We start from the raw sequence: 24,075 nt of genomic DNA, 5'->3' as shown, positions 1-24,075 counted from the left end.
GAATCCCTCCTCCTAAGCCTGTTATTTGCCTTCGGGTATTTCCGGAACCAAGTCGTCAATATAATAGATATTGGGGCCCGTTCCTACTTGTTTAAGCAGTTGACGAGTTGGATATTGAGCAATTAATTGGGAAACAACACTCTTCGGATCATTGAGATCGCCTGCCTGGCGAGCTTTTCCAAGGCAAGTTTGTACACAAGCAGGCTCAAGCCCTTGCTCTAAACGTTGTAAACAGAAGGTACACTTATCCGCTTTTCCTGTTTCCGGGTTAGCAAAGCGGGCCTCATAGGGACAAGCGGTAAGACAATATTTGCACCCAATACATTTGTTGTTTTCGACAATGACGATACCATCGGCACGTTTTTGGGAGGCCCCTGTGGGACATACAGAGACACAAGGGGGATGCTCACAATGCATGCAATTTCCCGGTTGAAAGACTTCCTTAACTATGGGGAACTTACCCTGAACTCCACTGCTTTTCACCCAATTGCGCGTCTTGCCAATCGGTACATCATTTTCCGCTCGGCACGCCACCATACAGGCATCGCAGTCGATACAGCGCGAAGTGATGATGACAAATCCCATCCGTACTGCCATTCGTTACTCCCTCCTACGCCTTATTCACTGTGACAAAGGTTTCACTTAACGCTGAACTTCCCGAGAGCGGGTCCGTAATCGTCTTGTGCAGAGCAGAATCACTTGCCCCGCGCTTATAAGCTGACTTTAATCCTTTACTCACATGCCCAAACCCTCCCACCATAAAGATACAGTCCGATCGAATACCCTCAGTGACATAGGCTTTAACAGTAACCTTGCCGACTTCACTTTCCAGCACGACGTCATCATCCGTTTTGACTCCGAGTTTAGCCGCCACTGAGGTATTCAGCCAGGCCCGATTTTCCGGAAAGACTTCCAATAACCAGCGGTTGTTCTGGGTAAACATCTGAGTGTGCTGTGCCGTTTTTCCCGTCAAAAGATAATAGTGATCCTCTGAAGGGCGGGGTGGCTCATTCCAGGTGGGCACTGATTTTTTGCCCATCTGAGCCATAATGCTTGAGGAAATTTCAATTTTTCCGCTGCTCGTCTGAAATTCAAAGTCTTTGGAATGATCTTCCTTCATAGTTTGCACAACATAATGTCCAGCTCTTTGTAACTCTTCTAAACTGATCGGGAACGGCTTGAGCTGCTGAGTCAAAAGATCCTTCTCATCCTTATAGGGCAGAAAATCTCCCAGCCCTAACTTATCCGCAAGCTCTTTATAGATCATCAAGCTGCTTTTGGTATCATATAAAGGCTCAATAACCGGCTGGCGAATAAAGATTTTGTTTCCTATGGGGACCAAGCCATCATAGCGTTCCAGATAGCTGGATTCCGGCAGGATTACATCCGCATAATATGCCGTATCACTGGCTTGAATATCGATAACGGCTACAAAATCCAATTTCATAAAAGCATTAATGGTCTTTTGCCGTTCGGGGATCGAAAGGATAGGATTTTGCCGCGAGATCAGCCACCCTTTAGCCTCATAAGGTTTCCCCGACAAGATGTTATCCCGCATTGTTTGAATGACGCCATAGGACAGGGGCACCATAGGGTATTGCCAAGGAACTCCATCGAGCCGCATTCCCTGAGCCGCCGGGAAGGGGGGATGAGACAAAACTCCAAGCTTTGCTGTATTGATTTCCTGATCTGGAATAAGGCCGCCCGGCTGGGCCCAATTACCGATCAGAGCATTAAGCACAGCAATGGCCCGCTCAGTTTGAAATGAATTTTGGAAATTCGAAGTTCGCCAGTTGGGGTGGGCAATAGCCGCCGGAGCAGCAGCCGCGAACTCCCGGGCAATCCGTCGAATCGTCGCCGCCGGAATCTCGCACTTCTGTTCTGCCCATTCCGGAATATAGTCTTTCACTTCCGAGGCAAGCTCTTCAAAGCCTTGAGTATAAGCGGCAAGGAAGTTTGTATTGTACAGTTTTTCCTTAATAATCACATGGATCATTGCTAAGAAAAACGCAGAATCCGTACCAGGGCGTGTTGGCAGCCATTCCGCAGCTTTAGCTGCCGTCTTGCTAAAACGCGGATCAAGAACGACAACCTTTGTCCCTCTGGCAATCATCTCGATCATTTCCTGAGTTTCATTATTGGAAATCCCCTCAGCCAGATTTCGTCCCATGAAGATCATATACTTGCAATTTTTGTAATCCGTCCCCGGCTGCGGCACTCCATAGGTGTAAAGAAAACCCGTGGTCATGGCATTGAAACATAAGCTTCTCTGCGTACCATAGTTAGGGGAACCATAAGCTTTGAGCAATATCTCAAAAAAGGGTTGGGACAAGTTGTCCGTGGAATTAAACATCATAGCTTTCGCGCCATACTTCTCTTTAATCTTCTTCATTTGCTCGGCGGTATAGCTTAACGCTTCATCCCAGGAAGCCCTGCGCCACAACCCGCTTCCCCGCGCCCCCGCCCGAATGAGTGGAAATTTTAAACGATCAGGGCTGTACATCATCTCGATCCCGGCATTCCCTCGGGGACAGAGCTTTCCGACATTATTCGGGTGATCCGGATTTCCTTCTAATTTTTTCACAACACCGTTTTCGACCTTAGCTATCACTCCGCACCGCCAGACACATTGCTCACAAATTGTAGTAACTTTCTTGGTCCCTGTACCCGCAGCTCCTGCCTGGGCCGAACGCTGATCCACGGCAAAAGTCTTACCCGGTGTCAGAAGCCCAAGCCCTGCAGTCGCACCGAGTGCCGCGCCCGCGGCAGTACCTTTAATAAACTGACGGCGGCTGAACAATTGGTCCCAAGTGAAGACTTTGGACACATTGAGGCCTCCTTTCATTTCGACTATTTCACACTGTCAGAAAGTATAACCTTTGGTTGTATACTTTCTTTATTCAATAGACTTTTAATTCACGTTTAAGTTCCTGCTTTGCTTTCCGGAAACCTCTTGAGACTTCTCAGCGATTTTCGAACCCACATAAAATACGAGCGTGCACAGGACAAAAAGGGAAATAAAGATCCAATGATTAACGTGGAGTAGTTCTTCCAAAGTTTGTTGACCGTAAGAACCGATGGTCGATATTTTTAGAAAAACAGACTGGTAGGTGGCCCCGAAAATGACTCCGCCGACTAGAAAACCTAAAACACCAGGAATTAAATAATCCAAATTTCCCTGACCACAACCTGTGATCAACGTACCCGGTCATGTGCCGGCTAAGGCCATCCCGACTCCAAATAAAAGTCCGCCCAGCAGGTTTCCAACTATATAAGTGGAGGACACTTGATCCAACTGGATAAAGCCAAGGTCCTTCAGAGTATAGAGACCAACAAGTCCCACAGAGATCCCTGTCATCATGAATTTCATGACCGTATTATCTTTGAATCGAAATTGGTTAACAATCCGATGGTAATGACCTAATCCAGCTTTCTGCAAGGTAAAGGCGAAGAAAAACCCGATAATTAAGGGGATAACATACGTCGTCATTTTAATAATCACCTCCATATAAAATTTTGGTCGTAATGATTCCAGACACGAATAACCCAACAATAAAGAGAAGCCCGGCTGGTGAAAGCTGCATTGTGCCTGAAATCGCCAGCCCACTCGTGCACCCGCCCGCAATACCGGCAGAGTATTCGATAATGATCCCACCGATAAAGATCAATCCCCATCGTTTAAGCTTACTGGGGCCAAAGTTCTGTGTCCACTGCTGATCGGGCATCGTGCGAAGCTTGAAATCCTTGGACCATTTACTCGACACAAAGGCTCCCAGAAGCATGCCAAAAAATAAGATAATTTGAAAACTAACAACGGGGGGCATCTGAAATTTAAAATACATCGAGTTAGCCAAGCTGAAATGGAATTTTTTGAGCAAAATGCTGTCTATACTTTCGATACCCCCTGAAGAGCCGATGGTTTTGTCAACTAAAACATAGGAGGCAACAGCCGTTAATCCCAAAAGAACTCCCGCAGCCCAAGGGGACCACACTTTTTCCTTCATTTTCTCATTAAAGGACACAATTAATCTTCCCCCTTCCCATTCTTCTTGGCCAGTAAAACTAACGACTTCAGTTCCTCTTTACCCATTGTTTGAAGCTGGAGGACAATATCTTCAGGCAATTGAGTCAAGGCTTGCAACAATTGCCGTCCATGTTGACCTTCGAGGACTGTTTTAAGCGCCAGGACAGTTTGCATATCTCCTTTTAACAGTTGAGTGAACACGTCTTGAACTTCCGGTGGCAGAGTATTAAAGGGAACATTCTTATGCCTACCTTTCACAAAGGCCCATGGCCATAACCCTTTTTTCCACTTCCAAAACAGAATCGCTAAAACGAAGAGTGCCAAAATGTCTGCTATAATGATAGCCCAGGCAAGCCAGGATAACTTACCATTGCTGTTAAAATCAATAAGATCGAAGTTTGGATTAGAGCTTGGCGGGACCTGAGTAGCTGCCTGAGACGGAGCAACCGCTCCATTCCCTGTCGAGGGAGCTGTTCCTGAAGCAGAGGGGCTGGGCGCTGCAGAATTATTTCCTGTGGAATTTGAGCTCGTTACAGCTCCTCCATATTTTGAAACCCGAGCAGCTGTGTCTGCAGGGTGACAAGAGGCACAGGATTGATCTGGTTGCGCTAAGGGTTTGGCGACAACCCCTGCATGAGCTTTTGTCTTATCTGTTTCCGTTGCTACGCCAAGGTGACAAGCTTGACAAAAATCTCCGAAGGAGTGCTGGGTATGCCAATCTCCCTTTTTAGAGACAGGGTCTGCTCCTTGAACCTCATGACAGGTTTTACAGGAGGAAGTGGATGCTCCACAGGCCGCCTGGACATCTTTTGGAGTCGACAACCAAAAAGACCCCATGAGTACGATGCTTGAGATGCCAAAAATTAAGGCTAATAAGGACAGATCTTTCTTTTTCACTTTTGCTCCTCACCCCTTTGATAAAATGTTCACAATTTTAGTTAATATAATTTAATAGCCTTTGGTTTCGATGTACACTCACCCCCTTATACCCGCGTGAGGTATATGTATTACATTATTAATATATTCAACTAGATTCCGTTTGTCAACCGTTCACCTTAACATTTCTTCCCGCATCTTGAGTTTCTCCTACTGCTATTTTGCAGACTTTTGTGTCTACAACCCTGAAATTCAGAAAAAATGGGATTTTATACGGTTAATTACAAGTAAAATAGAAAAGAAGCCCAAAAAACATATAAGTTTTCGGGCTTCTTTATCATCTTCAGAAGGCTTTAGCCAACGACATGCGTATGGGTTAGCTATTTAGCAGCATTTTTTTTGTTTTTGACTGCGGCTATTTCAGCAACCGGAAAAGCAGTAGTAAGGATCCGCCCAGTTTTAATATATTCGATCATCATAGGAGTAATATAAGGTACAAGAAGGGGCAGCATGTTAGACATTAAAGAATCCATAGTTTTGGGCAGCAAGTCAGGCATCAATTCCTCCATATCTTTTGGAAGAGGACCTACGCGGCGCGAAACCTCAGCAAGCATATCTGGCATAACCTTGGGCATGATCCCGGGGACTAACATCGGCATCATTATAGGCATCATTTTTACCATCAAGGCCAGGCCGCCAGGGATGTGTTTCATAGCGTTCATCATGGGCACCATGCCGGCAGGCATGTTAGCAAACATCTGCGGCAATAGTGCGCCCATAATCTTAGCCATGTTTTCAGGGTACATAAGAATAATAAATTTCTCGAAGTAACCCCACATTTCCATCGAGTATTCAGTTTTATCTTCGGTTTCAAAGCCTAAACCTTTAGCGATAAACCGCGCCAAATCAGTTATCGGGATATCCATATTATTGGTCTTGGCGGCTTTTCTCAACTGAACCTGACAGCACGGGCACAGAGCCAATAAAGCATCAGCGTCAACATCAATGGCTTCTTGAATCCGCATCCCTCCAAGCTTAGGAGCAACAGGCATTTCACCTATCAGTGTTAAAACAGACCCGCAGCAGAGGCCAGTTTCACGGTTATGCTCCATTTCCACCAGCTCAACACCCGGAATAGCGGCAATCAGTTCACGGGGCGGTTCGTAGATACCCTGAGCACGACCGGCATGACAGGAATCATGGAAGGCAATTTTGGCCTTAATCTCATGCTCAAACCTCAAATCGCCTTTGGCTAAAGCTTCAGCAGCCACCTCAGAATAATGCTTGATTTCAAAAGGATAGTCAATCCCTTTCTTACGTGCCAAACTAGGATAAAGCTCTTTCCAAGCCAGACCACAGGCCGGACAGGAAGTAACGATAGTTTTCGCACCGCGCTTTTTTGCTTCAGTTACATTGTGCTCAAAAATTTCTTCAAAGAGATCCCACTTACCTGCTATCTTCATCGGAATACCGCAGCAGGCTTCGTCGGTACCCATATAGGTAAACTCAATACCTGCCTTATCCAAAATGCGTACACTTGATATTGCCACATCACTGTTTACCATCGACGCTGTACACCCGGCAAAATAAAGAACATCGGCTTTTTCTTTAATCTTAGGCTTAATCTCTTGTGGAATCCAGTCAGCTCTTTTTTCACGTTTACCGGCCCAAATATTGTTTTCTCCTCTGAGAGAGGCAGCCATCATTTCAAAGGGCGGGAAGGTCATACGCTTTTCATCAGTTATTAACTTACCGCGCATAGCCATCCAGTTATGCTCGACAGGTATGTTTAACTGGCAACGGGTATTGCATACCTCACAAGTGGTGCACATGAGAAACTTATTGACCATCTCTTGGTCAAATTTTTCCCGTCCCGCCAGCACCTCTCTCAGGTAAGCGTATTTACCGCGGGGAGAATGAGACTCCCAGCCACGGCCCGAGAACTGCTCACAGGTAGAGACACAATAACCGCAACGGGCACAGGCTGTTGCGAAGAAAGCTACACTTCCTGGAATACCGTTTTTCTCTTTGGTTCTTTCCGAAAGATCCCCTGTAGGAGCAGTGGCGGCATTGGCAATGGGACGAATTATAGGCTCAAATGCGGAAGCTAAGCCCATAATTCGATTGATAAAACCAGAACCAATAACCTTGTTGGGATTAAATAAGTTTTGAGGATCCACTTTGGCCTTGTATCTGGTTAGTTTCTGAAAGCGGTCTAGACCCAAAACGTTCTTAGCTTCACCTTTGAAATATAAACCTGTGGAGTAGGCAGTACCGTCGTATTTCTTGGCAATGTTGATTACAGACAGAGCCAAAGCATAGGCCGGGTTAAAGGCCAATGAACGTTCATCATGTGGAATAAAACCCAGGATAGTTACTTTATCACCTTTTCCAACCATACCTTCAGCAACAAAGGGTTGTTTGATTTTCCTGGCGATATCATCCAAAACATCTGTTAAGTTTTCCGTAGGCACAATAACTTCAGTTGTAATAATTGAAGGGCCAATCCGTTTTAAACGCATAGGAGCAAAACGCAGGTCCCATTCGTGCTCAGCTACTTCGGAAGATAATTCTTCACCTCTATTGGCCTTGACGATTCCTACCAAAGAGGTATCAATGGCTGAACGGCGATTTTCGGGATAAGCTATGATCGTTACATAGGCTTCCGGGAGCTTAGGAGCAACATGCGGATTCGCTTCCTCGTAGGGGTGGCCGTGTTTGTGGGGGAGTTTTTTCTTCAACCGCAGAGATTCCGGATTGAGAAAAGTAATGGACCAGATGGGCAATTTTTTTTGTGATATAGCCTTTAGAGCATCACCAATTGATTTAGAGTCTTTAAACATAAAGGCCCTGTGCACCTCCGGCATCAAATCACGAACTTTGAGAGTCACTTCGGTAATGATTCCGGTAATGCCCTCGGCATCCGCAATATAATTGGCTAATTCCTGACCGCTAAAATTCTGTAGCTCTCCGGAAGGCATAACCACTCTGACCGCCAGAACATTTTCCTTAAACTGGCCGTACTCATAAGAACCAAAACCAGAACCGCCTTGTGCTAACCAACCTCCAACGGTTGAGGCAGGAAGAGAAGTTGGATATAGACACAAATCCAGTTTTTTCTTGTTGATTTGTTTTTGCAGTTGTTCCCAAATCATACCTGGCTGAACGCGAACTGTTTGTTGGGCAGGATCTATAACAATAAGCTTATTCATACCGCTCATATCCACTACAACAGCCCCCTCAGCCGGCAAGGCTCCACCGTAGCCAGATGTAGCTGATCCTCTGGGAACTAATTGAAGTTTCTCCTGCACAGCAAGCTTTACTAATTGAACTATTTCTGCTTCTGTCATGGGCCTGACCACCGCTCCTGCAATCCCAACAGGTACAAAGGGCTTAATCAGGGAAGGCAGGGCACCGACGTCATACGAATAAAGTTTCCGTTCAACTCGGTCTACCTTCATTCTGCCGCTAAAAATCTCTTGTAGCCTGGTTGCGACCTTTTCATTTATGACTGACATACTCTTCACTCCTCATTTATTGCTAATCGAACGTTGGTCCCCACCCCCCCTGGATACGGGGTCATTTGAAACTAGAATACCATTAAGCTATGACTAGGTCAATATGTTTAAAAGAAAATTACCTTCTCATTAACATGGTTATCAGAAAAATAAAAAACCGCCATCCCTTTAATATTAAAAGAATGACGGTCCATATTCGTCTTATTGATTCAGTTTCAGGAGTGCTTCAATTGCTCTGTTCATTACGGCTTGAAGGTCCTCTCCTTCTTCAATAGCATCTGTCATACAGGTGTGGGCATACCTTTGAGCAACGATAACCGATATTTTATGAATGGCAGAACGGATAGCCACTAGTTGTAAAAATATTTCCTCACATTTCTTTTCTTCAGTCAACATTCGTTCTACTCCTGAAATATGTCCTTGCACCGTTTTGAGTCGAGTAAGGATCATTTTCGTTTCTTCAGGATCTACATTTTTCACAAAGCTTCTCTCCCTTCCTTTTCCTTGATGAAACAATATCCCCACAGTGGAAGTATAATCTAAGCTTGCTCCTCAGTGCACAAATCAGTCGACTTTATCAATCATCTTACTACCATCCTCAGTACCAATTGGGTGTATTGATTTAATAACTTAGGGAACTTAAGGAAAAGGCGATTGTTTAAGAGAATATAAAAAGTAACTTAAAGCGTAACTTAAGGCTCTTTAACTGAATAAACGATCAAAAATATTGAGAAAGCTTGATATATACCCCAGGCAGGTATATGGGCTGTCTTTCTTTCAGAATACAACTAAACAAGAAATAGGTCAACACGTTGCTTCACTTAGATAATTAGCCTCCTATAACTTGTTCAGTTCTCCTCATAAAACCTTTTTTACCTTTTTTGAATTTAACTGGAGAACAGCGATACCACATTATTCTCGTGTTATAATTTAGGTTAGCAAAATAGCTTTAAGTGAGGGGCGATACTTATGGACGATCTAAAAACGTTACGCGTGGAAGACTTAACAAGAAGAATACAGACATTAGGCGAGGAACTCGAAGAGTTGGAAGAGGAGAGAAGCTATGTCTTAAAGCAGACTGGGTTACATCTCCCTGGTCACGTAGTCAAAAAATACGAATCTAAGACTGCTGCATTAACCCAATCCATCGCAGAACTAAAAGCTGAATTGATGAAACGAAAATAGAATAAAAGTTCCCTGAATTTGTATGATCTCTAATAACAAAATTTCAGAGCTATTCAAAGAATCCTCTTTTTGGTATTCCTAAAAACAAGTAAGATTAAAATCAGCGATGATTCTGCAGATTTTAATCTTTACTCTTGAAAGTTAAAGGAACTTTCTTTTCATGATTATCAGATATTATAGACACTTGCCATCATTTCGAAGTTTTTGGACTTGATGGCGCGATATTTTTCTATACAGCATAACTCCTATCTTTACAACTCCTTGCCTTCCGTACAACTCCTTAAAAGAGCACAAGAATTGCACATTTCGGCCTTATCGCTGGCCACGAGACAATAGGTACCTTTAGTCTTCCAACAAGCTTTCGCTTCATTTACCGATATAGGACTGTTTTGATAGGCCCCGCCTTTACAGTTGCGATTGTACCAGCAAGAGTACATGGAGATTAGGTGCTTGACTCCGGCAATGTTTAGGCCTTTTTTATCGATTAAATATTTTATAAACTGGAGTCTCTTAACATCATTATTAGAATATCTTCGCTGGTATCCTTTTCTGTCAGGGTGTATCAGGTCATTTCGTTCCCAAACTCTTAAGGTCTCCGGATGTTCTTCAATCAGTTCGGCTACTGTACCGATCGTATACAATCCTTGATCCTCATCAATCATTATTTATCACTTCCAAATAATGTTTAAATATGGTTTGTGGAAAGATAATTTGGAATTAAAATTGTTTAGGAATTTCAAGTTTCCGATTTCTGAAACTGAATGTGATAAATTCCCCGCCTCATCAGATAATTATCGATTGCTCTTCCCAATGAACTTAAAATCATATTTACGCTCTGTTGATTTGACGCAGACACCCATTCCAAAGCATCTATAACATCTTGCTCAGTTATTTTTAAGGCATCGGCCAGATGCTTGCCCTTTGCTAAAATAGTTGCCATACTGCAACCGGCCATCTCCACTGAGGCACTACTAATCCAAAAATTAATCTTAGTTATGATTCCAAATTCCACTTTTAGATATATAGTATAAGTATCTCCGCTTTGTGGATCTTCGACAGTTCCTTCACCATCCGGATCGCGCATTTGGCCAAGGTTTTCCGGATTTTTATTTAGCTCAATAACCTTTTGCGAATACATCTTTTCACCACCACTTAAACTAATGAACACATTATATGGTATTATATAACTAATTTCAATAAAATTATTGATGTATTAGGTATAATTGTTTATTAGTTTTTTCAAGGTTATTCTTGAGAATTGGGCAGAAGGAGGGAAACTCTATGCTGGTGATTGAGATTTCCGGCAGGGACACCATGGTCCTGGAAGCATTAATTTTAGATTTTAACGGGACGATAGCCTTGGACGGCAAACTATTAGAATCGGTCAAAGAAAGTCTCGTCCGATTATCTCCATTTCTGGAGATTCATATTATTACTTCTGATACCTTCGGCACTGTTGAGAGTCAGTGTCAAGGCTTGTCCGTACAGGTAAAAGTCTTGGAAAGCATGGACCATACCCAAGAAAAGGCTGACTATCTCTCAAAATTCAACTTACATCATGTGGCCGCGATAGGAAACGGTTCTAACGATCAATTAATGCTTGAGCGGGCATTTTTAGGCATAGGTGTGATCGGGCACGAGGGAGCCAGTATGCAAACGTTGCTGTCAGCGGATTTGATTGTCAATACTATCGACGATGCTTTTGGTTTGCTCATAAAACCTCAGCGCCTTAAAGCAACCCTAAGACGCTGACATTTATAGGATAGTATTAAGAAAGACCAAGAGCTGCCCTTAAGAGACGCTCTTGGTCTTGGTTATGTTTAATTAAGCTAACTTCTCACCGCTATGTTTCCTGACTTCTTCAGCTAGACGTTTAGCTATTTCATCGAAAATCGGTGACTGATAATCTTCAATATGTCCCGCATCCGATAATGTAGCTAATGCCGGATCGAGGGGAAGTTCTCCCAAAAACGGAATAGACGTCCGCTCCGCCTCTTCCCGTCCTTGAGGTTTGCCAAAGACTTCGATTCTGTGATTACAATCTGAACATTGGACATAAGCCATGTTTTCAACTAAGCCATAAATTGGAGGTTTATAGTTGCGCACCATTTTAATGGCTTTACGAACAACCATATTGGCTAATGATTGCGGGCTTGTTACCATAACAACCCCATCGATCGGCAACGATTGGAATACCGTAATAGGAACATCTCCTGTACCAGGCGGTAAGTCGATTAAGAGATAATCAAGATCACCCCAAATTACTTCAGTATAAAACTGATTAACAATTTGCGTAATAAGTGGTCCTCTTAAAATAACCGGATCATCTTCAGTTTCAATCATAAGATTTAAAGACATAACTTTAATTCCGCCACGGCTTTGGGGAGCAAGAATTCCAGTCTTACTGACACCTGCTTTTCCTGAAACTCCAAAAATCTTAGGAATACTAGGCCCGGTTATATCAGCATCTAAAATGCCGACTTTGAATCCCTGACGCATCAAACTCACGGCTATCATGCCAGTAACAGAGGATTTACCGACTCCTCCTTTGCCGCTCATAATAGCAATAACCTTGTCAATATGGCTGGCTTTTTGAGCATCTGTTAATTTCGGCTCACTAGAACAACTATCCTGAGTACAGGAACCTGCTGCGGAACAGCTATTACACGCCTCACTCACGGTACTGCCTCCCTTTCTAAATAACAGTCTACCCACCAAAGGGTAATAATCAATTCATCTTACTCCGCTAATTCTTGCTTTGTCAAGTTTGCCCACTTTTAGAGATCTTAACTCAATGGCACTCATGCCCATGACTATGGTCATGTCCATGGTCATGTTGGCACACCGATCCAGAGCTTATAATCTTGCCTTCAGCATACGCTTGAGCTACATCAGCCACTCTGCCTGAAGCTCCAGAAACTACTTTTAACCCTACTGCATTAAGGCCATTGATCATTCCGCCACCAATTCCACCACAAACAAGAACCTCTACACCTTTATTTTTAAACATATTAGCAAGTCCTTCGTGCTGGTGCTGAAGACCTATCGTGCTAAGCTCTTCGACAAAACGGGCTGACGTACCCTCAATTTCAAATACGGTAAATCCTGCTGCCCTTCCAAAATGAGCATCTAAGACTTCACCGTTTGTTGGAATAGCAATTTTTTTAGACATAAAAAACCCTCCTTTATAAAACATTTCGTTTAAGATCCTTCTTCACAACAGTCACTCTGATTTTCTTTACGCGGGTGACTACCACAAGGGCGTCTGATCCCATTATCCAAGCGCCTTTTCTTGAGGTCACCACATCGGGGACAAGCTATTTCATAACCGTGTCTCCCGCCAGCGGAACAGGGTTCCTCTTCCCAAACATGTTGGCAATTAAGGCACTCAAAGACCCTATTTTTTATTGTATAATTACCTCCTTGAATAATAATCGGCCTGCCTTCTACTAAGGCAATGGCAATTTTCTCCCTAGCTGCTCCAAGGATTCGCTGAAATGTAGCCCTGGAAGTTCCCATGGACGCTGCACACTCAGCTTGATCGAGCCCTAGTTTGTCTTTTAGGCGGATAGCCTCTAGTTCTTCAAGCTGAACCACTACTTCAGGCCAACGTGAGTATCCCTGAGGAATAAACGTTTGGCAGACTATTGTCTCATCAATTCGGCCACAACAACGTCGCCTTGGCATTGCATCAGCTCCTTTTGGGCATATGCTCAATTCAAGTATAACCAAAATCGTTAGAATAATCAAGTTTTTAGCTATTAAAGCGAACGAGTGAGACCTGGGCTCGCTCCAATCAGTGGCAACGCTATTCGCCGAGAACATTATACCTCCAGCCGAAGCTAACTCACGCCAAAGTCATGCAGATTCTCTCAAATGTCTATGTCCGAACAAAGACATAATCCTAGCCCTCTTTGTCAGAGAACTAGGATATTCTGTCAGGCGAATCATTAGCGATTTGAAATAATTTAGGGAACATCAACACCATCAGAGTATGCTGTTCCTATCTCATAACATTCACTAAACAGGCAATGCGTATCGAGTTAATATGGCGTGAAATCCCCTTGAAATGTGTTGGATATAGTTTCTACTGATTCAGTTTCATGAGAGTTTCTATAGCTTTGTTCAAGACCTCTTGGCGGTTTTCCCCTTTGTCGAGAGCCTCGACTACGCAGGAGTTGGCATAATGTTGAGCAACGATCACGGATACTTTCTGTACTGCCGAACGTACAGCCACAAGCTGTAACAGTATATCCTCACAAGGTTTTTCTTCCGCGATCATACGTTCGACCCCTGCAATATGGCCGCGAACCGTTTTAAGTCGAGTTATGATATTATTAGTTTCAGCTTGATCCACATCTTTCACAATGGTTCTCTCCATTCTGTTTTGCTCAAACGCATGGAACTTAAGGCAACACAACTTATGTACGGTAAAGTCTAATATATTTTTGATAACTTTTCAAGACACGGCTCACGTAATCCCTTGTCTCTTTAAACGGGATGTCCTCTTGACGGATATTGTTAGGATCAATTTGCCCGGTTGCAATCCATTCTTGAACATGTCCTCTTCCTCCATTATAAGCAGCTATCACTAGAATCAGATTATTTGAGAAGACTTTTTCTAAGCTGGAGAGATACCAGGTCCCATACTGAATATTTTTTTCAGGGTTTAGTAAATCTTCATTAGTGTATTTCTTATCTCCTAGGCTCTCTGCAATAGATTGTGCCGTGGTTGGCATGAGCTGCATTAAACCTATTGCTCCTTTATGTGACTGAGATTGAGGGAAAAACTTACTTTCTTCCCTAATAATAGCCACTACAAATAATGGATCTACCCCATATTGAGCAGCATACTTTTCCACGATCTTCTGGTTGGGATAAGGATATAGGACTTTCTCTAAAGCTGGTATGGTTAGCAGGCAATAACCTATCAAGACTGCGATTGCTAAAACTATTAGAAGCTTTTTGCCTACTGTCACAAGTGTTCTCTTCTTTTTAATCATCACATCTCCTCGTCTCAGTTAGAACTGATACCAAAAATATATCCTAGTTATCTCTTAAATATGTTTTATTAATTTTTCCCAGGCTTCATTAAGTTGGCGTATCGTCTCCGAGATATTCCCGGAATTGTCAATGACCACATCCGCTCGCTGACACTTTTCCTCCAACAGCCCTTGGGCCGCGATTCGGGCTTCTACCTCATGTAAATCCAAGTTGTCCCGCAGAAGAACACGTTGAATCTGAATATCTCGAGGTACCCATACAACCCAAGCCTGATCAACATACTTCTCAAATCCTGTTTCAAAAAGTAGTGGTACATCCCATACGCAAACTTTAGCCCCAGAGCTTCGCAGTTCATCCCGAGCATGCTTCATGCCTTCGATCACCTGCGGATGGACAATACTTTCGAGTCTTTTCCTGGCTTCTTCTTTGGCGAAAACTCGTTTGCCAAGCTGGGAACGATCAATCTCTCCATTTTCTTGCACAATGTCTGGGCCGAAAGCATTGATCAGCTCGGAAATTAGCAAAGAGTCCGACTGAAACAAATGGTGTACTATTTTGTCCGCGTCAATCACTGGAACCCCAAGATTTTCGAACCACCGGGAGACTGTCGACTTCCCGCTCCCAATTCCTCCTGTCAGGCCAATTGTTAACAAGAACCTCACCTCAAATCAATTTGCCCAGCCCCACTAATATTAACACAGTTCCTGGCAAATATTCTGCCTTACTAGTCCAATTCTCAGGGATTTTACCAGCCATCTGTTGTCCTAAACATAACATAATGATCTGTGTCAAAGCGACTATGCCAATAACAGATAAGGTCATACCGGCCATAGCTGCCCCAATCCCACTGGCAAAAGCATCCATTGCCAAGGCGCTTCCTAATAGAAGGCTCTCCTTAAGACTAATCCCGCCTGATCCATCAACATCCGCAATTTGAGGCGTCTTTAAAACCTGTATTACAAACCCGAGGAATTCCAATTGAAAGCGAAACTCGGGCTCCAGAGCAGGCTTTTGCTGAACAAGAGCTATCGCTGGAACCGCATCCGGTAAGCTATCTTGCTTTCCATTCAAAAGTGCCCTGACTAATTGAAAGATTCCCAGAGCTAACAATATTAAAGCTCCCAATAACTTTGCCGGAATAAACGTAAGCCAAAGTCTCACTAGGCTTCCGAAAAGCATAGATACCCCCATGGCGAAAACCGTACACATAGCAATGACAATCAGAGAACTCACCGGTATACGGATGCGGCGCAGTCTGTAAGCCAATCCTACGCCAAAACCATCCAAACTTAAAGCCACAGCCATAAGCAAAGCAACTCCCATATATGTATCCCTCCACCTTCGACTTCAGGATAATATATGGGTGAAAGCGTTAATTGGTGAAATCAATCATTCCCGGCGATCCATTCCTCCAACACGATATCCCTATGTTTCTTAACCGCTTCATACTCCTCATGGAGTTTCATGGCTAGTTCATAATTTGTTCCTGCGGCGGCCAGTTCATGGTCCAGCCCTTTAAGGGTTTCTTCAAGATCTTCAATTTCTTGTTCCAATTGCTTCATTCGCTTTTTCTCACGTGCTTGATTGCGTGTCTCTTGCTGGCCTTGATAACTGGGCTTGGCACTTCGCTCGAGCGGTGCATTGGAGGATTCTTCCTGTTGTTTTAAATCCCGGTAACTTGTATAATCGCCCTCAAAAATTGTCAGACCTTGAATGGTCAGTTCGGCGATTTTATGAACGACTTTATCCAAAAAGTAACGGTCATGGGAAACAACAAGGACACTTCCTTCATATTCCTGGAGTGCTTCTTCCAACATGCTGCGTGTTTCAGTGTCCAAATGGTTTGTAGGCTCATCAAGCAGCAATAAGTTTCCTTGCTCAAGGAATAACTTGCATAAGGCCAATCGGCTCTTTTCCCCTCCGCTTAGTACAGTAATGAGCTTGAAGACATCATCTTTCCTAAAACCATAGCGGGCAAGTAGATTTCTGATTTCCGGGTCTTTCAAATTCGAGGCATCTCGAATCTCGTCCATAACTGTCCCCGAGTTTCCCAGATTCTCATGTTCTTGAGAATAATAAGCAACTTTAACATTAGCACCCAGGCGTATAGTCCCGTTATAGGGAACCTGATGGAGAATTCCCTTCAAAATTGAGGTCTTGCCAACCCCATTTTTCCCTAACAAAGCAACGCGATCTCCGCGTCGTAAATCTAATTGCACATTCTGAAATAAAGTTCGGGTTCCGAAGGTAATCGAAAGATCCTCCATAAGCAAAACGCGATCCCCGCTGCGGCCTCCATGTCCCAAGGATATTGACAGCTTGTGGTCTGACTTGGTTACTTGTATAGGTTTTAGCTTATTAAGCTGACTTTCACGTCCACGGGCTTGCTTCGAATTGACACCTGCCTTGTTTCGTCGGACATATTCCTCAAGTTTCGCTATTTTTTTCTCTAACCGTTCAGCTTCTCGACTAATGGTTTTGCTTTCTAAAACTCGTTGGAGTTCATATTCGGAATAGTTTCCGCTATACCCTTTAAGAGACCCATTTTCCAGGCAAAAAACTCGGGACACAGTACGATCTAAGAAATAACGGTCATGCGAAACGAGAAGAAGTGCTCCAGGATATTCCCGCAGGTACCCCTCCAACCATTCCAGCGCCGAGACATCTAAGTGGTTCGTCGGTTCATCTAAGATTAAAAGTTCCGGTGAGCGCAACAAGAGCTTGCACAAAGCCAAGCGAGTTTTCTGACCACCACTTAAGTTCGTAACAAGAGAATTAATTTCCGCCTCAAGTCCCAATCCTGCCAAAATCCTGCGGACCAGGGCCTCTAAGGCATAGCCGCCTTGACCTTCAAAGACCTCTGTCAAAGCAGCATATTGTTCCATAACCTTATCACTTGACGTAAGTGCCATCTTCTTCTCTAACTCACGGAGTTGTCTCTGCATTTCCAACAAATCGGCACGTTCCTGAAGCATACATTGAAATACGGTCCCCTCATCCTCGACAATCGGAGTTTGAGGCAAGTAACCGTAGGAACCGAGAAGTTGAACCTCGCCGCTTTCGAGGCGAATGTCCCCTAAACATGCTCTGATCAACGTTGTTTTTCCCGCGCCATTCGGACCAACCAGGGCAGCTTTTTCCCCATTTTCCAATGCAAAACTCACTCGCCTAAACAGCGGATCACCTGAAATATCAACGCCACAATCCCGGCAAAATAAAACACTCATTTTTTGAAATGGCCCCTTTATTTACTGTAGCCTTTTATGACTCAAACTTGTGTAAGTTCTCTTTCCTTGAATCACTGAACTTTGGAAAAGATTAACCCCTTCAACCCTGAATTCACCTAATTTCCTCATCTGAAAGTCTGCTAATTCGATTTCGTTAAGATCAGGACGAGAAGCTAGGGTAATATGCGGTCTGAATTGCCTGTTCTCCAGGCTAAATCCCTTTTGGGTAAGTAGCGTGTGTATCTCATCTCGTAACTGATTTAGTTCACTTAAACATCCACCAATTGCAGTCCACAAGGTGTGAGGCCGTTTAAAGGATGGAAAGGCCCCTAACCCTCCAAGAGTTAGCATAAAAGATTTATGATTCTTACTGGCTGAAGACAAGCTTTCAGTAATCATCGGTATCGTCTTGGAATCTAGTTCACCTAAAAATTCTAAGGTAATATGAAAATTATCTTTGGATTTCCAAGAACCTTCGACTCCAAGTTGCCTTAATTCAGATTGCAGCTTAAGCACAGATTGCTTGATCTCATCAGGCAAATCGATCCCAATAAATAATCTCATCGTCATTCTCCTAATTCCTTTTCGCCGGTAGTTGCGGCCTCACTTTCACTTAGGCTGAAAACCTCAAGATTAGGCAAATCCTCAATTGAACTCAGCCCAAAATGCAGGAGGAACTGTTCTGTCGTTCCATAAAGAATAGGACGTCCAGGACCTTCCTTACGCCCAACATCCTTGACAAGTCCTTTCTCTACTAAGGTTGTCAAAGCTCGGTCAGACTGAACGCCGCGAATGAAATCCACTTCTCCCCGCGTCACAGGTTGTTTATAGGCAATAATCGAAAGCACTTCGAGCGCTGCATTGGAGAGGGTCTGAGCCGGCTGCTTATATAACGTTTCTATATAGCGTGCTACTTCGGGTTTCGTTGCTAATTTAAATCCTCCTTCGATTTCTAACAACATTAAACCGCAGGACTCCACTGAGTAACGGCTTCGAAGATCGTTCAGCAGTTCCTCAATCGTTTGACGGTCTAATTCAAGAACCTCTTCGAGCAATTCTAAGGTCAGAGGATTCTTAGCAACAAATAATAGAGCCTCTAAGGCCGCCATTTCCGGCTCTCGAAACAGCATTATATCGACTCCTCTTCGATGAATTCCCAGGCCTTTTTTGTTGGGAATATCATAATTTCACTGAGCAAAGCAGATTGTTCAGCACGAACCTTACCAGATTTCAAGAGTTCCAATAACGCTAAAAAAGAAACGACCGTCTCCATCCGCGATCCACTTCGTATAAGCTGAGCAAAACGCAGCCCCTTCGGGTGGAGAAGTACTCGACGCATGACATCGGCAAGCATGACATTAATGGCAATTTCGTCAGGCTCAACCTGCTGAATTTCCTCCCCTTTTTCCACTCGTTCAATAACTTTACAGAAGGCTAACCAAAGATCTTCGAAGGCTATTCCTTGAAGCGGATCTCCTGGCTGTACGTCACCTAACAAGCCCTCAACATCAATCTCCCTATCGAAGGAACGTCCGGAGGCTATTTCTAACTTTTCCAACATTTGAGCTGCCTGCTTGTAAGTCTTATACTCCAAAAGACGTTCGGCCAGTTCTTGACGCAGGTCATCCTCTTCTGCTTGACCTTGTCCATTCTTTGCAGGCTTAGGCAGGAGATCTCTTGACTTCATAAGGAGCAACTGAGCAGCCAACACCAGGAACTCTGTCGTAACCTCCATGTCCAAAGACTCCATTTGTCGGACGACTCCAACAAACTGATCGGCAATTCGGGCAATGGGAATGTCATAAATATCTACTTTTTCTTGCTGAATTAAGGCTAAAAGCAAGTCCAAAGGACCATGATAGGCGGGCAATTCGATCTGCGGACTGTTATTCCCGCTTTCCATTTACAGTCCCATGGCACAACGGACTTCTTTCATAGTCACCGAGGCCGCCTCGCGGGCACGTTGTGCACCTTCTTCCAGAACCTTCTCGACCCGGCCCGGTTCCTCCCAATAGACACGCCGCTCCCTGAACGGGCTTAATAATTTCTCCAAATTCTCTGCAAGGTAACGTTTACAAGCGACACAACCGACTTTTCCTGAGCGGCAGCTTTCTTCCACTTCGGCAACATTGGACGTGTAGATTTGATGGAATTTATCGACAATGCAGACTTCCGGATGACCTGGGTCATCTTTACGGAGCCGTGCCGGATCAGTGATCATTTGTTGGACACGGGTCTTAATCTCTTCAGTGGATGCTGTTAGCGAAATAGCATTATGGTAGCTTTTACTCATCTTACGCCCATCCACCCCTGGCAAAAGTGGTACTTTGCCCACGAGGTCTTTAGGCTCGGGGAATACCGAGCCGTAAAGATGATTAAACCGACGGGCAACTTCCCGGCAAAGTTCAACATGAGGAAGCTGGTCTTCCCCCACTGGAACGACACTTGCTTTATATACCAAAATATCGGCTGCCATTAAAAGAGGATAGCCTAAGAATCCATACGTTCCCAAGTCTTTTCCTTGTAAGCTTAATTGTTGAATTTGATCTTTATACGTAGGAACACGTTCCAGCCAAGATAAGGGCGTAAACATAGAAAAAAGGAGATGTAGTTCTGCATGTTCCTTAACCTGAGATTGAACAAAAACAGCACTTTTCTCGGGATTGATTCCCACACTCAGCCAATCTAAGGCGATATCTCGCCGGAGACGCGAAAAATCCAGATGATCTTCATAGCCTGAGGTCAAGGCATGCAGGTCTACGACAGAAAAATAACATTCATAGTCTTCCTGCAGGGCCACCCAGTTTTGGATAACACTCAGATGCCCAATATGCAACGCCCCTGTGGGACGCATTCCACTTAATATTCTTCCTTTCACTACAATACACTCCTTTAATTTGTGTCTTTCCAAGCGACCAATGCTTAACTCAACCACAATTGGCCAAATAACGGAGTTAAGAGCATGGTGAGGATCGTCTGATAAGCAAACGCAATTCCATTCATTGCAGGAAACAAAACGTTATTAAGAATATCCGTAAAGAGAAGTATCACGAGAATAATCATACCATATTGTTCCAGTATCAAAAGCCGATGTGCTAAACGGCCTGGTAAAATCCCCATGAGAACGGCAAAACCATCTAAAGGAGGTATCGGTAGAAGATTAAAAATCCCTAAGCCTAAATTCATCAAGACGATGGATCTAAATACCATCTGAATGACGTAGCTCCATTCTGTACCGTGAATCCAATGCATCGTGAAATACCATAAAAACAAGGCTATAAACGCCATCACCAAGTTCATAGCCGGTCCTGCCAAAGCAACGAGCATTCTCCCCCGCTGTTTGTTTCCTTTAAAATAGTGGGGGTTGATCATAACCGGCTTAGCCCACCCAAATTGGTACAAGAGGGCCATGAGAGTGCCAAAAAGATCGAGATGGACAAGAGGATTTAAGGTTAACCGCCCTTGACTTTGAGGTGTTGGGTCCCCTAACCGATCTGCGACCCAGGCATGGGCATACTCATGGAAAGCAAAACCTATCATTAACGCAGGAATATTCGCAATGACGGTTGTTAAATCAAATCCAAACAAATAAGTGCCTCCTCCTAGCGCATGGAATCTATCCACTGGCGAGCAATTTTTTCCTCTTCTTCTGATGTGTTAATCCGTCCTTCAAGCCAAGCCGCCCGCACTTGTTCAAGGATTTTCCCAATTTCCGGTCCTTGTTTAAGTCCCATCTGCAAGAGAGCGTTTCCGTCGAGAGTCATGTGAATTCTTTGCTCTGCTTCCAGGCAATCCTTGATACGTTGATTAAAACGCTCATCTCGAGCTAAAACCCAAATAACAGCTTGGGAAGTTTTGATTAACAATTGGTCCAATTCGTTTAAGGTAACCGTTTTCAACAAAGCTTCCCTCAGATCGAGAAAAAGTCGAGTTTCGTCCCGCAAGGTTCTATTTAAACTTAAGCGATTCATTAGTTTCTCAATGTCTGAGGATTTCATTTTCGAGATAGAATTCAGCCACTTGATCGTTAACTGCCAATTTGCACTTTCTTTAAAATCGGTTAAATTAAAGTTCCAAGTATAATCTTCTCCAAACCAGGCCCTAAACAAACCACTTCGAATGAGCTTTTGTCCCATTATCAGATAGTTTTCTTCTTTGTAGATGAGTAACAATTCTTCTGTAAAGCGTTCAATACTTAATTTTAAGAGGACTCCTGTGTCAATTGCAGTATACAAAGCTTCCAAAGTCTCTTTGGCTAGTTTAAACCGATATCGGCCGGCAAAACGAATGGCCCTCAACATTCGAGTGGGGTCTTCAATAAAACTCAGGTTATGTAAAAAACGGATTTTCCCCTGCTGTAAATCTCGCTTACCCCCATAATAATCGACAAGTTCTCCAAAACGGTCGGAATTCAAGCATATTGCCATAGAGTTAATCGTAAAGTCACGCCGGAATAAATCTTCGCGCAAGCATGACTCTTCCACTTGCGGAAGGGCACCAGGAAAAGAGTAGTATTCCACACGGGTACTGGCAACATCCAAATGGCTGCCATTGGGAAAAGAAATTTGGGCTGTGCCGAACTTCACGTGCTGAGTCAGCTTGCCCTCTGGCAATTGCTTTATTAAAGCTTCGGCAAATTGACCGCCATTACCTTCCACAACAAAATCCAAATCTTGTGTAGGGACTGACAGGAGCAAATCTCTGACAAACCCTCCCACTAAATAAACGGAACACCCTTCGTCCTGAGCTGTATCTCGTACAGCTTCAAGGATCTTTCGTTCTCCATCAGACAGTCGGTCTATTAAATCTAAAATATCCTGACGCATAGCGATACTACGTTCTCGAACTAATTGAGTCTCGATAGGTACTGCCCCACCGTGTATTAATCGTAAAACATCGGACCTGGAAACAATGCCAACCAAGTTACCTTCTTGGACCACAGGAAGACGTCCTATATCGTTCTGTACCATTACCCGTTGTACTTCATCCAGTGTAGCCTCTGCCTCCACAGTAACGACATTTCTGGTCATAAACCCTTTAACTGGTGCGTGCTGAAGTCCATGTCTGATTGCTTTATCAACATCGCGACGAGAAATTATTCCCACTAACTCCTGATCCTCTGTCACAGGCACTCCTGTATGACCATACCGCAGCAAGATCTTTTCGACCTCAGCCAAACGAGTCTCCGGAGTCACCGTCTTGACCGGATAACTCATCATGTCTCGAACCAGGTGAGGGCGCGTAGCACGGCTCCTAATGGCGGAGCGCAGCTGTTTGAGGATCAGTGAAAGGTCACCGTCTTTGATCGTCGCTGAGGCTGCTCTCGCATGTCCAGCCCCGCCAAAAATTTGTACTAAGGGATTGACAGGCAGGCCTCTTCCTCTGGAACGGCCAACAATATACACCCTTTGATCCATTTTCACCAGCAAAAACCAAGTATCGGCACTTTCGAGTTCACCAACTCGGTGAGCCAACAAGGCCAGTCCGCCGACATACTCTTCAGATTCCGCATACGAAAGATAAACCGGTAAGCCATCAAAGAATTCTGTTTGCCCTTGATCAAGCAATTGTTGTAATAATTCTTTTTGTTCTTCTACAAGAGGCTTGCGCAAGTATTCAGCAATAACTCCCAAATTTGCCCCTTGATCAAGCAAATAGGCAACGGCACGAACATCACGTACCGTCGTACTATCAAACAATAAACTCCCTGTATCATCATAAATACCGATGGCAATCAACGTTGCTTCAAAGCTACTTAAAGGTAAACCAAAGCCAGCTAACTTTTCAACAAGAAGTGTCGCACAAGCACCAACAAGATCAACGACCATTCCTGGTTTTAAGGCGCCGGAATAAGGATGATGATCATAGATTTCGATGTCTAAACCGGGAATTTGAGCAACCTTTTCTCCAAGTAAACCTGCCCGTTTTAAGTCGTGGGTATCGACCAGGATAACTTTGCTAACCTCTTCTATTTTAACTTCCTGGGACTTGAGAAATCTCAGCTGATCTTTTGATAAGGCTAAAAAGTCCTGAACATAAACGTTCGGCTTACCATCAATAACCAAAACACTGTTCGGATAAAGTTTTTGTGCTGCGACCATGGAAGCCAAGGCATCAAAATCAATTTGACGATGCGCTAAAATAATATCCATCTTACACCCTAAATTCTTTATTTTTAAGTGTTATTTTTAAATTATATCATCTTAGGCCTACGAACAGCAACTTGTTGCCAAATATCCTG

At 43.9% G+C, this 24,075-nt stretch carries 25 protein-coding genes; 2 read left to right on the top strand and 23 right to left on the bottom strand.

The window, feature by feature from the left end; translation table 11 throughout:
- Window positions 1-21: 21 nt before the first annotated feature.
- From VZF35_RS21780 to VZF35_RS21750, 7 genes are all read right to left on the bottom strand, one after another.
- Complete coding sequence (locus VZF35_RS21780; RefSeq protein ID WP_407308475.1) at window positions 22-597, bottom strand: 4Fe-4S dicluster domain-containing protein; 576 nt, start codon at window positions 595-597, stop codon at window positions 22-24.
- A gap of 13 nt (window positions 598-610) precedes the next feature.
- Entirely contained in the window at window positions 611-2,827 is a 2,217-nt protein-coding gene (locus VZF35_RS21775; RefSeq protein ID WP_407308474.1) for a molybdopterin-dependent oxidoreductase, read from the bottom strand.
- 84 nt (window positions 2,828-2,911) lie between these two features.
- Window positions 2,912-3,490: a YeeE/YedE thiosulfate transporter family protein gene (locus VZF35_RS21770; RefSeq protein WP_407308472.1), complete on the bottom strand. Its 579-nt coding sequence runs from the start codon at window positions 3,488-3,490 to the stop codon at window positions 2,912-2,914.
- 1 nt (window position 3,491) lies between these two features.
- Window positions 3,492-4,022 carry a YeeE/YedE thiosulfate transporter family protein gene (locus VZF35_RS21765; RefSeq protein WP_407308471.1) on the bottom strand — a complete coding sequence of 177 codons (531 nt, stop codon included), beginning with the start codon at window positions 4,020-4,022 and terminating at the stop codon, window positions 3,492-3,494.
- A gap of 2 nt (window positions 4,023-4,024) precedes the next feature.
- Window positions 4,025-4,921 carry a hypothetical protein gene (locus VZF35_RS21760; protein ID WP_407308470.1) on the bottom strand — a complete coding sequence of 299 codons (897 nt, stop codon included), beginning with the start codon at window positions 4,919-4,921 and terminating at the stop codon, window positions 4,025-4,027.
- Window positions 4,922-5,280: 359 nt separating this feature from the next.
- On the bottom strand, window positions 5,281-8,418 hold the full coding sequence (locus VZF35_RS21755; RefSeq protein ID WP_407308469.1) for an FAD-binding and (Fe-S)-binding domain-containing protein: 3,138 nt from the start codon (window positions 8,416-8,418) through the stop codon (window positions 5,281-5,283).
- A 201-nt stretch (window positions 8,419-8,619) separates the two neighbouring features.
- Entirely contained in the window at window positions 8,620-8,898 is a 279-nt protein-coding gene (locus VZF35_RS21750; RefSeq protein ID WP_407308467.1) for a metal-sensitive transcriptional regulator, read from the bottom strand.
- A gap of 489 nt (window positions 8,899-9,387) precedes the next feature.
- Between VZF35_RS21750 and VZF35_RS21745 the strand changes: the two genes are divergently transcribed.
- Complete coding sequence (locus tag VZF35_RS21745; RefSeq protein ID WP_407308465.1) at window positions 9,388-9,603, top strand: hypothetical protein; 216 nt, start codon at window positions 9,388-9,390, stop codon at window positions 9,601-9,603.
- A 251-nt stretch (window positions 9,604-9,854) separates the two neighbouring features.
- Here VZF35_RS21745 and VZF35_RS21740 read toward each other — a convergent pair whose 3' ends face one another.
- Together VZF35_RS21740 and VZF35_RS21735 are read right to left on the bottom strand one after the other, a co-directional pair.
- On the bottom strand, window positions 9,855-10,265 hold the full coding sequence (locus VZF35_RS21740) for a MerR family transcriptional regulator (RefSeq protein ID WP_407308464.1): 411 nt from the start codon (window positions 10,263-10,265) through the stop codon (window positions 9,855-9,857).
- Between the two features lie 74 nt (window positions 10,266-10,339).
- Window positions 10,340-10,741: an iron-sulfur cluster assembly scaffold protein gene (locus tag VZF35_RS21735; RefSeq protein WP_407308462.1), complete on the bottom strand. Its 402-nt coding sequence runs from the start codon at window positions 10,739-10,741 to the stop codon at window positions 10,340-10,342.
- 143 nt (window positions 10,742-10,884) lie between these two features.
- Between VZF35_RS21735 and VZF35_RS21730 the strand changes: the two genes are divergently transcribed.
- Window positions 10,885-11,355: an HAD family hydrolase gene (locus VZF35_RS21730; RefSeq protein ID WP_407308459.1), complete on the top strand. Its 471-nt coding sequence runs from the start codon at window positions 10,885-10,887 to the stop codon at window positions 11,353-11,355.
- Between the two features lie 72 nt (window positions 11,356-11,427).
- Here VZF35_RS21730 and VZF35_RS21725 read toward each other — a convergent pair whose 3' ends face one another.
- From VZF35_RS21725 to VZF35_RS21660, 14 genes are all read right to left on the bottom strand, one after another.
- A complete protein-coding gene (locus tag VZF35_RS21725) occupies window positions 11,428-12,282 on the bottom strand; it encodes an Mrp/NBP35 family ATP-binding protein (RefSeq protein WP_407308456.1) in 855 nt (284 codons plus the stop codon).
- 112 nt (window positions 12,283-12,394) lie between these two features.
- A complete protein-coding gene (locus VZF35_RS21720) occupies window positions 12,395-12,775 on the bottom strand; it encodes a NifB/NifX family molybdenum-iron cluster-binding protein (protein ID WP_407308453.1) in 381 nt (126 codons plus the stop codon).
- A gap of 29 nt (window positions 12,776-12,804) precedes the next feature.
- Window positions 12,805-13,290, bottom strand: coding sequence for a DUF134 domain-containing protein (locus VZF35_RS21715; RefSeq protein ID WP_407308451.1), 486 nt, complete (start codon window positions 13,288-13,290; stop codon window positions 12,805-12,807).
- Window positions 13,291-13,690: 400 nt separating this feature from the next.
- Window positions 13,691-13,969: a metal-sensitive transcriptional regulator gene (locus tag VZF35_RS21710; protein ID WP_407308449.1), complete on the bottom strand. Its 279-nt coding sequence runs from the start codon at window positions 13,967-13,969 to the stop codon at window positions 13,691-13,693.
- A 55-nt stretch (window positions 13,970-14,024) separates the two neighbouring features.
- The gene (locus tag VZF35_RS21705) at window positions 14,025-14,606 is read right to left on the bottom strand and encodes a lytic transglycosylase domain-containing protein (protein WP_407308447.1); all 582 of its coding nucleotides are present in this window, start codon (window positions 14,604-14,606) and stop codon (window positions 14,025-14,027) included.
- Window positions 14,607-14,660: 54 nt separating this feature from the next.
- Complete coding sequence (gene coaE / locus VZF35_RS21700; protein WP_407308445.1) at window positions 14,661-15,260, bottom strand: dephospho-CoA kinase; 600 nt, start codon at window positions 15,258-15,260, stop codon at window positions 14,661-14,663.
- A 10-nt stretch (window positions 15,261-15,270) separates the two neighbouring features.
- Complete coding sequence (ytaF, locus tag VZF35_RS21695; RefSeq protein WP_407308443.1) at window positions 15,271-15,930, bottom strand: sporulation membrane protein YtaF; 660 nt, start codon at window positions 15,928-15,930, stop codon at window positions 15,271-15,273.
- Between the two features lie 62 nt (window positions 15,931-15,992).
- The gene (locus VZF35_RS21690; RefSeq protein WP_407308440.1) at window positions 15,993-17,834 is read right to left on the bottom strand and encodes an ABC-F family ATP-binding cassette domain-containing protein; all 1,842 of its coding nucleotides are present in this window, start codon (window positions 17,832-17,834) and stop codon (window positions 15,993-15,995) included.
- A 21-nt stretch (window positions 17,835-17,855) separates the two neighbouring features.
- Window positions 17,856-18,398 (bottom strand): RNA 2',3'-cyclic phosphodiesterase, encoded by a 543-nt coding sequence (gene thpR / locus VZF35_RS21685; RefSeq protein WP_407308437.1) that lies wholly within the window; start codon window positions 18,396-18,398, stop codon window positions 17,856-17,858.
- Between the two features lie 2 nt (window positions 18,399-18,400).
- Window positions 18,401-18,964, bottom strand: coding sequence for an SMC-Scp complex subunit ScpB (gene scpB, locus VZF35_RS21680; RefSeq protein ID WP_407308435.1), 564 nt, complete (start codon window positions 18,962-18,964; stop codon window positions 18,401-18,403).
- A complete protein-coding gene (locus tag VZF35_RS21675; RefSeq protein WP_407308433.1) occupies window positions 18,964-19,737 on the bottom strand; it encodes a segregation and condensation protein A in 774 nt (257 codons plus the stop codon). Before VZF35_RS21675 ends, scpB begins: the two co-directional genes overlap by 1 nt.
- A complete protein-coding gene (gene trpS / locus VZF35_RS21670) occupies window positions 19,738-20,712 on the bottom strand; it encodes a tryptophan--tRNA ligase (RefSeq protein WP_407308431.1) in 975 nt (324 codons plus the stop codon). It lies immediately after the preceding gene.
- A 44-nt stretch (window positions 20,713-20,756) separates the two neighbouring features.
- The gene (locus tag VZF35_RS21665; RefSeq protein WP_407308429.1) at window positions 20,757-21,422 is read right to left on the bottom strand and encodes a site-2 protease family protein; all 666 of its coding nucleotides are present in this window, start codon (window positions 21,420-21,422) and stop codon (window positions 20,757-20,759) included.
- A 14-nt stretch (window positions 21,423-21,436) separates the two neighbouring features.
- Window positions 21,437-23,986 (bottom strand): CBS domain-containing protein, encoded by a 2,550-nt coding sequence (locus tag VZF35_RS21660; RefSeq protein ID WP_407308427.1) that lies wholly within the window; start codon window positions 23,984-23,986, stop codon window positions 21,437-21,439.
- Between the last annotated feature and the right edge of the window lie 89 nt (window positions 23,987-24,075).

The sequence above is a fragment of the Desulfosporosinus paludis genome, from assembly GCF_045689965.1.
Taxonomy (GTDB): Bacteria; Bacillota; Desulfitobacteriia; order Desulfitobacteriales; family Desulfitobacteriaceae; genus Desulfosporosinus; species Desulfosporosinus paludis.
Note: the sequence above shows the minus strand (reverse complement) of the source record. Positions and strands in the feature narration are given on the sequence as shown.